General features: G+C 73.6%; 7 protein-coding genes and 1 pseudogene. 7 read left to right on the top strand and 1 reads right to left on the bottom strand.

Annotated elements, in window-relative coordinates; genetic code table 11:
• From B7L92_RS21425 to B7L92_RS21400, 6 genes are all read left to right on the top strand, one after another.
• A partial coding sequence (locus B7L92_RS21425) for a bifunctional polysaccharide deacetylase/glycosyltransferase family 2 protein (RefSeq protein WP_081239108.1) occupies nucleotides 1-1,889 on the top strand: 1,889 nt, incomplete at its 5' end.
• Nucleotides 1,890-2,054: 165 nt separating this feature from the next.
• Nucleotides 2,055-3,257 (top strand): MFS transporter, encoded by a 1,203-nt coding sequence (locus B7L92_RS21420; protein ID WP_081239107.1) that lies wholly within the window; start codon nucleotides 2,055-2,057, stop codon nucleotides 3,255-3,257.
• An 83-nt stretch (nucleotides 3,258-3,340) separates the two neighbouring features.
• Nucleotides 3,341-5,314: a sensor histidine kinase gene (locus B7L92_RS21415; RefSeq protein WP_081239106.1), complete on the top strand. Its 1,974-nt coding sequence runs from the start codon at nucleotides 3,341-3,343 to the stop codon at nucleotides 5,312-5,314.
• Nucleotides 5,311-5,691, top strand: coding sequence for a DUF742 domain-containing protein (locus B7L92_RS21410; protein ID WP_174703996.1), 381 nt, complete (start codon nucleotides 5,311-5,313; stop codon nucleotides 5,689-5,691). Before B7L92_RS21415 ends, B7L92_RS21410 begins: the two co-directional genes overlap by 4 nt.
• 400 nt (nucleotides 5,692-6,091) lie before the next feature.
• Entirely contained in the window at nucleotides 6,092-6,880 is a 789-nt protein-coding gene (locus B7L92_RS21405; protein WP_081239105.1) for a carbon-nitrogen hydrolase family protein, read from the top strand.
• A 40-nt stretch (nucleotides 6,881-6,920) separates the two neighbouring features.
• The gene (locus tag B7L92_RS21400; RefSeq protein ID WP_081239104.1) at nucleotides 6,921-8,633 is read left to right on the top strand and encodes a flavin monoamine oxidase family protein; all 1,713 of its coding nucleotides are present in this window, start codon (nucleotides 6,921-6,923) and stop codon (nucleotides 8,631-8,633) included.
• A 7-nt stretch (nucleotides 8,634-8,640) separates the two neighbouring features.
• Here the strand turns inward: B7L92_RS21400 and B7L92_RS21395 are convergent, their stop codons facing one another.
• Nucleotides 8,641-9,327, bottom strand: coding sequence for a DUF5995 family protein (locus tag B7L92_RS21395; protein ID WP_081239103.1), 687 nt, complete (start codon nucleotides 9,325-9,327; stop codon nucleotides 8,641-8,643).
• A 100-nt stretch (nucleotides 9,328-9,427) separates the two neighbouring features.
• Between B7L92_RS21395 and B7L92_RS39605 the strand changes: the two are divergent.
• Nucleotides 9,428-9,656: pseudogene (locus tag B7L92_RS39605) on the top strand (glycoside hydrolase family 6 protein); the annotation flags it as partial.

The raw sequence follows: 9,656 nt of genomic DNA, 5'->3' as shown, positions 1-9,656 counted from the left end.
TGGTGCTGACCTTCGACGACGGCCCCGACCCCGTCTGGACCCCCCGCGTGCAGGCGGTGCTCGACCACCACGGCGTCCCCGGCACCTTCTTCGTCACCGGCCAGCAGGTCGCGCGCCACCCGGAGACCCTGCGCCGGGTGATCCGGGCCGGACACGAGATCGGCGTGCACACCTTCTCCCACCGGGACCTGGCCACCCAGTCCGCGGGCACCGCCGACCGGGAGCTGGCGCTGACCCAGCTCGCCCTCGCGGGAGCCGGCGGCGTCAACAGCTCCCTCATGCGGATGCCCTACTCCGCCACCCCCTCCGCCCTGGACGCCCCGGAGTGGTCCGCGGCTCGGCGCCTGGGCGACAAGGGATACGTCCTGGCCTTCGTCGACCGGGACACCAGGGACTGGCAGCGGCCGGGCGCCCGGGCGATCGCCGACGCGGCCGTACCCGACGTGCCGGGCAGGGGCGCGGTGGTCCTCCTGCACGACGCGGGAGGGGACAGGTCGCAGACCGTCGCGGCCCTCGAGATCCTGATCCCCCGGCTCCAGGCGCAGGGCTACCGCTTCACCACCCTCGCGGACGTCCTGCGCACCGACAGCCTCACCACCCCCGTGGACACCGCGGCCCTGTGGCAGGGACGCCTCTTCGTGACGGCGGTGTCGTTCTCGGGGGCGGCGGTGTCGGTCGTCGGCACGCTGCTGCTGGTGGTCGGGGCGCTCGTCCTCGCACGGTGTGCGCTGCTGCTCGTCCTGGCCCGCCACCACGCCCGCCGGCGTCCGGGGCCCGGCGCCGGGGCGGGCCGCCCGGTCACCCGGCCCGTCAGCGTCGTGGTCCCCGCCTGCAACGAGAGGCTGTGCATCGCCAAGACGCTCCGTTCCCTGGCCGCCAGCGACCATCCCGTCGAGATCGTCGTCGTGGACGACGGCTCCGACGACGGCACCGCCGAGATCGCGGAATCACTCGCCCTGGAGTCGGTCACCGTCGTCCGCCGGCCGAACGGCGGCAAGCCCGCCGCCCTCAACACCGGCATCCTGCGGGCCTCCCACGACCTCGTCGTGCTGCTGGACGCCGACACGGTGTTCGCCCCCTCGACCGTCCGCCGCCTCGTCCAGCCGTTCGCCGACCCCGCCGTCGGCGCCACCGCCGGGAACGCCAAGGTCGGCAACCGCCGGAGCCTGCTGGGCCGCTGGCAGCACATCGAGTACGTGATGGGCTTCAACCTCGACCGCCGCATGTACGACCTGCTGCGCTGCCTGCCCACCGTCCCCGGTGCCGTCGGCGCGTTCCGCGTCACCGCCCTGCGGGACGCCGGGATGATGAGCGGGGACACCCTCGCCGAGGACACCGACGTCACCATGGCCCTCCACCGGGCCGGGTGGGAGGTGGGCTACGTGGAGGACGCGCTCGCCTGGACCGAGGCGCCGGCCACGTTGCGGGAACTGTGGCGCCAGCGCTACCGGTGGAGCTACGGCACCCTGCAGGCCGCGTGGAAGCACCGGCACGCGATGTTCGAGCGCGGTCACGCGGGCCGCTTCGGCCGTCTGGGTCTGCCGCTGCTGGCCGTCTTCCAGATCCTCACTCCGCTGCTCGCCCCCCTGATCGACATCCTGACCGTCTACGGCCTGGTGTTCGGCGATCCGCTCGGCACGATGCTGGCGTGGACCGGAGTGCTGGCGGTGCAGGCCGTGTGCGCCGGCTACGCGTTCCGTCTCGACGGTGAAAGCCTCCGGCCGCTGTGGGCGCTGCCCCTGCAACAGGTCGTCTACCGGCAGCTCATGTACCTGGTGCTCGCCCAGGCGTGCCTCACCGCGGTCAACGGACACCGGCTGCCCTGGCAGCGGCTCAAGCGCAGCGGGGACGTGGTGCTGCCGCCCCAGCCGTCCCCCCGGGAGCCCTGAGCGCCGGCCGTGCGGGGAAACCGCGGGACGGGCCGGGTCCCTCCCGTCTAGTATCGGTGTCATGACCTGGCGACATTGATCCACCAGCCGTGCCTCCCGAGGGCCGCCTCGGGCACCGCGCGTCCTCCGCGTCCGGTGTCCGAACCACCCCAACGGGAAGGCCTCATGACTCTCACGCCCACGCGTGGGTCCGACGTCCGCGTGCGACGGCTGACCACCACGCTGTACGGCTACGCGTTCCTCGAAGACTTCATCCTGCTCTACCCGGTGTACGCGCTGCTGTTCAGCGACACCGGTCTCACGGTCTGGCAGATCTCCTCCCTGTTCGCGCTCTGGTCCATCACCGGAGTACTGCTGGAGGTCCCCTCCGGTGCCTGGGCCGACGCCGTCTCCCGCCGGCTGCTGCTGTGGCTCGGCCCCCTGTTCACCGCCACCGGCTTCGCCCTGTGGGTGCTGCTGCCGTCCTACGGCGCCTTCGCGGTCGGCTTCATCCTGTGGGGCATCGGCGGAGCACTCGGCTCCGGTGCGCTGGAGGCGCTGGTCTACGACGAGCTGGAACGGCTCGACGCGGCCGACCGCTACGCCCGGGTCATGGGCCGGGCCCGCGCGGCCGGACTGGTCGCCGTCATGGCGGCCATGGCACTCGCCGGCCCGGTGTTCGCCCGGGGCGGGCACACCGCCGTCGGCGCCGCCAGCGTGCTGGTGTGCCTGCTGGCGGCGGTCACCGCCACCCGGTTCCCCGAGCACCGCTCCCCGGCGGCCGGACCCGGAGGCTGGACGGCGACCCTGCGCGCCGGACTCGCCGAGGCGCGCGCCGACCGTTCCGTGCGCGGGGCCCTGCTACTGGTCCCGGCCGTGGGCGCCGTGTGGGGCGCCCTCGACGAGTACACGCCGCTGCTGGTCCGCGACACGGGCGTCGCCGACGGGACGGTTCCCCACCTGCTCCTGCTGATCTGGGCCGGTGCCACCGCCGGCAGCCTGCTCGCCGGGGAGGGCGAACGCCTCGGCACGGCCGGGCTCGCGGCCCTGCTCGCCGGTGCCGGTCTCGCCCTGGCCGCCGGCTCGGCCGTCGGCACCCCGGCCGGACTCGTCCTCGTCGCCCTCGCCTTCGGCGGCTTCCAGGCGGCGACGGTACTGGCCGACGCCCGGCTCCAGCGGTGCATCGAGGACACCGGGCGGGCCACCCTCACCTCGGTCGCGGGACTGGGCACGGAGCTGGCCACGGTCGCGGTCTTCGGCGGTTACGCGGCGATCGCCTCGGGGCACGCGCACGGCACCGCCTTCGCGGTGTTCGCGGTGCCGTATCTGGTGACCGCGTTGCTCCTGGTGCTCACGGGGCCATTGCGCTCGCGGCGCGGCATCCCGTAGGTTGTGCGCCACTCGCTACCGGCCGGTAACACCGGCCGGTATCCGCTTCGTCGCCCAGTCACCCGAGCGTCCTGGGGAGAGCCATGCGCCGACTCGTCGGCCGTCCCACCACGGTCCGCGCCCGAATCGTCGCGCTCGTGTCCGCTCCGGCGCTCGCCCTGCTGGCGCTGTGGACCTTCACCATGGTGTCGGTCACCGGCGAACTGCGCGCGCTGGTCCGGCTGCAGGGCGTGTACGAGGACTTCGGCACGCCCGTCGACACGGCGATCGGGCAGATCCAGATCGAACGGCGGCTGGCGGCCGCGTACTTGGGATCGGAACACCGTACGCCCGCGACCCGGGACCTCATGCAGCAGCAGCGCCGCACCGACCGCGCCGTGAAGGCCATGCGCGACGCGATCCGGGACGGCGACCGCGACCGGCTCACCGGCCGGCAGCGCCAGGCCCTCGACGCCATGGTCGCCGCCACCGGCGAACTGGAGGGTCTGCGCCAGCGGGTCCTGTCCCGCGACCTCTCCTGGGACCGGGCCGTCGAGGAGTACGGTGCGCTGGTGGAGCCCGGGTTCGGCATCCAGTCCGCCCTCACCGCCCTGCAGGCCGGGCAGCTCGCGCGGGAGGCGCAGGTCGTCGTCGAGCTCGTCCGGGTGAGGGAGTTCGTCTCCCGTGAGGACGCCCTCGTCGCCGGGGCGCACGCGGCCGGCCGGCTGACCGACCGGCAGTACGACACGCTCACCGCGACGATCGAGCACCGCCGCGTCTTCGAACGGACGTACGTGCCCGCCCTTCCGTCCGACTCGCGGGCGTTGTTCGAGGAGTTCCGACGCGGCGAACTGCACGGCGCGTTGACCCGGAGCGAGGACGCGCTGCTCCGGGCGGGGCCGGAGCGCGCCGGTGCCGCCGTCGCGGCCGTGTCCTGGCGCACGACCACCGACCGGGCCGTCACGCGCTACATGGAGCTGTGCACCCGGGCGGCCCTCAACTCCGCCGAGCGCGGCCGGGCCTTCGCCCGACAGGAGCTGATCGAGGCGGCCGTCGTGGGCGGGCTCGGACTGGCGGTCATGGGCCTGTCCCTGGGGTGGGCGGTGCGCGGCGCCCGCCGCATCTCCCGCCGCCTGGAGCTGCTGCGGGACTCCGCCGACCTGCTGACCACACGGCAACTCCCCGACGTCATGGCCCGGTTGAGCGCCGGCGAGGAGGTGAACGCGGCCGCCGAGGCACCGCCGCTGGCCGACGCGGAGGCGGAGCCCGACGAGATCGGCCAGGTCGGCCGTTCCTTCAACGCGGCCCGTCTCGCCGCCGTCGAGGCCGCCGTCCGGCAGGCCACCCTGCGCCGCGGGCTGTTCGCGGTGCTGCTCTCCATCGCCCGGCGCAACCAGACCCTCGTGCACCGCCAGCTGAAGCTGGTCGACACCCTGGAACGGCGCACGGACGATCCCGAGGCGCTGGAGCAGCTGTTCCGCATCGACCACCTCACCACCCGGATGCGGCGCCACGCGGAGAACCTGATCATCCTCTCCGGCGCGGCCCCGGGCCGCAGATGGCGCCGCCCCGTGCCCGTCGCCGATGTCGTCTCCTCCGCCGTGAGCGAGATCGAGGACTACGCACGGGTGGAGGTGCCGCCCATGGACCGGGTCGGCATCGCGGCGGACGCCGTCGCCGACGTCGTCCACCTCGTCGCCGAACTCCTGGAGAACGCCACGGTGTTCTCGCCCCCGCACACCCGGGTGACCCTGCGCACCGGCCGGGAGCGCGGTGGCTTCGTCCTGCGGATCGACGACCGGGGGCCCGGTCTCGGCTCCGGACCGCTCCACGAGGCCCACCGCACCCTCGGCCACCCCGACGACTTCGACCCGTCCCGCCACGACCGGCTCGGCCTGTACGTGGTCGGCCGGCTCGCCGCACGGCACGCCATCGAGGTGACGCTGCACGAGTCCCCGTACGGCGGGACGACGGCCGCCGTGCTGCTGCCGAGCGGGGTCCTGGCGGACCTGGACCCCGAAGAGCCCGAGGTGCCCGAGGTGCCCGAGGAGACGGAGGGCGTGTCCCCCTTGCCGTGACCGACGACGACCACTGGTACGAGGACGAGACCGGCCCGATGGTGCGCCCCTATGCCCTCACCCGGGGCCGCACCCGGCCGTCGGGCGGGCCCGCCCTCACCCTGCTGTCCCAGGTGGGCGCCGTGGAGTCCGGCCTGCCACGCCCCGCTGTCGACCACGCCTCCGCCGGCCTGCTCGACCTGGTGCGCAGCCGGGGCCCGCTGCCCGTGGTCGAGCTCGCCGCGGTCGCGGACCTGCCGCTGACCGTCGTCCGCGTGCTGCTCGCCGACCTGGCCGGGGCCGGTCTGGTGCGGATCGGCGCACCGCGCCGCACGGACGGGGCGGCGGCCGACCCGGAGCTCCTGCGCGAGATCGTGGCACGGCTCCGGGAGCTGTGACCCCCGCCTCCCGCCGGTCGCGTGCCGGGGCGCCCGCCCCGCGCGCCGGACCGGCCGGACGCGGTGGTGGCGCGCGGCACCGGGGATGCCGCCGCCGGTCGCGTGCCGGGGCGTCGCGGTGCGGTGAGGGGCGAACGGGGTACCGAGCGCGGCGGCGCCCGTGCGTTCGGTACGGCGGCCGACGGCGGCCCTTTCCGCAGGTGGGACGGGCACTCGCCCCCTCACGTCCCCGGCCGGAAACGGGCCCTGAGCGGGGCCGTGCAACGAATCGCCGCCGCCCCCGCTCCGGACGCAACGATTCACTCACCGGCGCGCAACGGCTTCTCCTTGTTCCGCCGAGCCGGCCGACCGTACCGTCTATCTGACCCCCCGAACCCCCGCGTACCTGTGAGGAACACGCATGCGCACCGCCCTGCTCCAGAGCTCCGGACGGCCCGGATCCGTCGTCGAGAACCTCAAGGTCCTCGACGAGGCCGCCGGCCGTGCCGCCGCCGCGGGCGCCGGGCTGCTGGTCACCTCGGAGATGTTCCTGACCGGGTACGCGATCGGCGACGACATCGCCCGGCTCGCCGAACCCGCCGACGGCGACGCGGCCGACGCGGTCGCCGAGACGGCCGCCCGGCACGGGCTCGCCGTCGCCTACGCCTACCCGGAACGCGCCGGCGACGCGGTCTTCAACTCCGTCCAGCTCGTCTCCGCGGACGGCACCCGTCTGGCGAACTACCGCAAGACCCACCTCTTCGGCCGCTTCGAGCACGACCACTTCACCCCGGGGGACCGGCCCGTGGTCCAGGCCGAGCTGAACGGCCTCACCGTCGGCCTGCTGATCTGCTACGACGTGGAGTTCCCGGAGAACGCCCGCGCCCACGCCCTGGCCGGCACCGACCTCCTGCTGGTGCCCACGGCCCTGATGCACCCCTTCCCGTTCGTCGCCGAGTCGGTCGTGCCGGTGCGGGCCTTCGAGAACCAGATGTACGTCGCGTACGTCAACCGGGTCGGCCGGGAGGGCGAGTTCGAGTTCGTGGGCCTGTCCACCCTCGCCGGTCCCGACGGGGTCGCCCGCGCCCGGGCGGGCCGTGCGGAGGAACTCGTCCTCGCCGACGCGGATCCCGTGTTCCTCGCCGCCTCCCGCGAGAACAACCCGTACCTGGAGGACCGCCGCCCCGGCCTCCACGGGTCCCTCGTCTGAATCCCCACGCCGTCTTCCTCGTGCAAGGAGCCCGTACCCCATGACGTCCACGGTGCCCAACGCCGTCGAGCACGCCGACGAGCAGCAGCCGCCGATCACCATGTTCGGCCCGGACTTCCCGTACGCGTACGACGACTTCCTCGCCCACCCGGCGGGCCTCGGCCAGGTCCCCGCGACCGAGCACGGCACCGAGGTCGCGGTCATCGGCGGCGGCCTGTCCGGCATCGTCGCCGCGTACGAGCTGATGAAGATGGGCCTCAAGCCGGTCGTGTACGAGGCCGACCGGATCGGCGGCCGGCTGCGGACCGTGGGCTTCGAGGGCTGCGACCCCTCCCTGACCGCCGAGATGGGCGCGATGCGCTTCCCGCCGTCCTCCACGGCGCTCCAGCACTACATCGACCTGGTGGGCCTCGAGACCCGCCCGTTCCCCAACCCCCTCGCCGAGGTGACCCCTTCGACCGTCGTCGACCTCAAGGGGGAGACGCACTACGCCGAGACCCTGGACGACCTGCCCCAGGTGTACCGGGACGTGGCCGACGCCTGGGCCAAGTGCCTCGAGGAGGGCGCCGACTTCTCCGACATGAACCGCGCGATGCGCGAGCGGGACGTCCGGCGCATCCGCGAGATCTGGGCGCGGCTGGTCGAGAAGCTCGACAACCAGACCTTCTACGGCTTCCTCTGCGACTCCGAGGCCTTCAAGTCCTTCCGGCACCGCGAGATCTTCGGCCAGGTCGGCTTCGGCACCGGCGGCTGGGACACCGACTTCCCCAACTCCATCCTGGAGATCCTCCGGGTCGTCTACACCGAGGCCGACGACCACCACCGCGGCATCGTCGGCGGCTCCCAGCAGCTGCCGCTGCGCCTGTGGGAGCGCGAGCCGGAGAAGATCGTCCACTGGCCGTACGGCACCTCGCTGAAGTCCCTGCACGTGAACGGCGCGCCGCGTCCGGCGGTGACCCGGCTGCACCGCACCGCGGGCAACCACATCACGGTGACGGACGCGGACGGCGACATCCGCACGTACCGGGCGGCGATCTTCACCGCCCAGTCCTGGATGCTGCTCTCCAAGGTCGCCTGCGACGACTCCCTCTTCCCGATCGACCACTGGACGGCGATCGAGCGCACCCACTACATGGAGTCCAGCAAGCTCTTCGTGCCCGTCGACCGTCCCTTCTGGCTGGACAAGGCCGTCGACGACAGGGGGAACCCGACCGGCCGGGACGTGATGTCGATGACGCTCACCGACCGCATGACCCGCGGCACCTACCTGCTCGACAACGGCCCGGACCGGCCCGCCGTCATCTGCCTGTCCTACACCTGGTGCGACGACAGCCTGAAGTGGCTGCCGCTGTCCGCGAACGAGCGGATGGAGGTCATGCTGAAGTCGCTCGGCGAGATCTACCCGGGCGTCGACATCAGGAAGCACATCATCGGCAGCCCGGTCACGGTCTCCTGGGAGAACGAGCCCTACTTCATGGGCGCGTTCAAGGCCAACCTGCCCGGCCACTACCGTTACCAGCGGCGCCTGTTCACCCACTTCATGCAGGACCGGCTGCCCGAGGACAAGCGGGGCATCTTCCTCGCCGGCGACGACATCTCCTGGACGGCCGGCTGGGCCGAGGGCGCCGTCCAGACCGCGCTGAACGCGGTCTGGGGCGTCATGCACCACTTCGGCGGCGAGACCGACCCGGCCAATCCGGGTCCCGGCGACCTCTACGACGAGATCGCCCCGGTGGAACTGCCCGAGGACTGAGGCGCCCTCAGTCCGGCAGGGGCGTGAGCAGCATGCGGCCCGCGAAACCGACCGCCGTGTCCAGGCGCTCGGTGAACTCCTCGGCGACGTCCGGCAGACGGCGCAGCACCCACAGGGCCCGGGCCGCCGTCCAGGCGGCGTCCCGGGCGCGGTCCAGGCTCCACGCGCCCAGCAGGTGGGTCAGCGGATCGGCGATCTGGAGCAGGTCGGGGCCCGGCATCAGATCCTCGCGGATGCGCTCCTCCAGCGAGACGAGGAGGTCGCCCACCCGGTCGAACTCGTCCTCCAGATCGACGGGCGCGCAGCCGAGCGTACGACAGGCGTCCACGACGGCGAGCGCGAGATCGTGGCCGATGTGCGCGTTGATGCCCGCCAGCGCGAACTGCAACGGGCGCACCCCGGGATGGCGACGGAACTGGAACAGCGGACGCCAGCAGGCCGGTGGCCGCCGCTCCTCGAACAGCGCCTCGACCGCCCGCAGGTAGCGCTCCGCGAACCGCACGTCCAGCGTGATCGCCGCCCGTGCGTCGGCGAACCGGCCCGCGTCGACGTCCCGGTCCACCGCCTCCGTCACGGTGAGGTAGACGCGGTTGAAGACCGCCAGCCCGTCCCGGTCCGGCAGGGCCGCGTCGAGGGCGCGCATACGGGAGACGACCGCGTCCACGGGCGTGAGGACTTGTTCGCTCTGCGCCATGAGCGCAGAGTCGCACCTTTAGGGTGGTGGCCGTGGCGGCGGGCCCGAGGCTTCCCCGGATCGGGGGAACGCGCCGCCGTGGGGGAGGGGGAGCAGTACTGTGTCAGGCTCGCGTGCCCGGCGCCTGGCCGCACGGAGGCACGAGCGCCGTCGCGCCGCCCGGCGGGGCGCGATGGTCGCGGTGGCCTCCCTCGTGGCCGCGGTCGGTGCCGTCACCGGGATGGTGTCGGCGGTCGGTGACGGCCGCGGCGCGGACGAGGCCGGTCCCGGGGCGACCTCGTCGCCGCTGCTGGAACCGCTGCCCGCCGTGCCGTCACCGACCCCGTCCC

The organism is Streptomyces viridosporus, from assembly GCF_002078235.1.
Classification (GTDB): domain Bacteria; phylum Actinomycetota; class Actinomycetes; order Streptomycetales; family Streptomycetaceae; genus Streptomyces; species Streptomyces viridosporus.
This window is presented reverse-complemented; position numbering and strand designations above follow the sequence as displayed.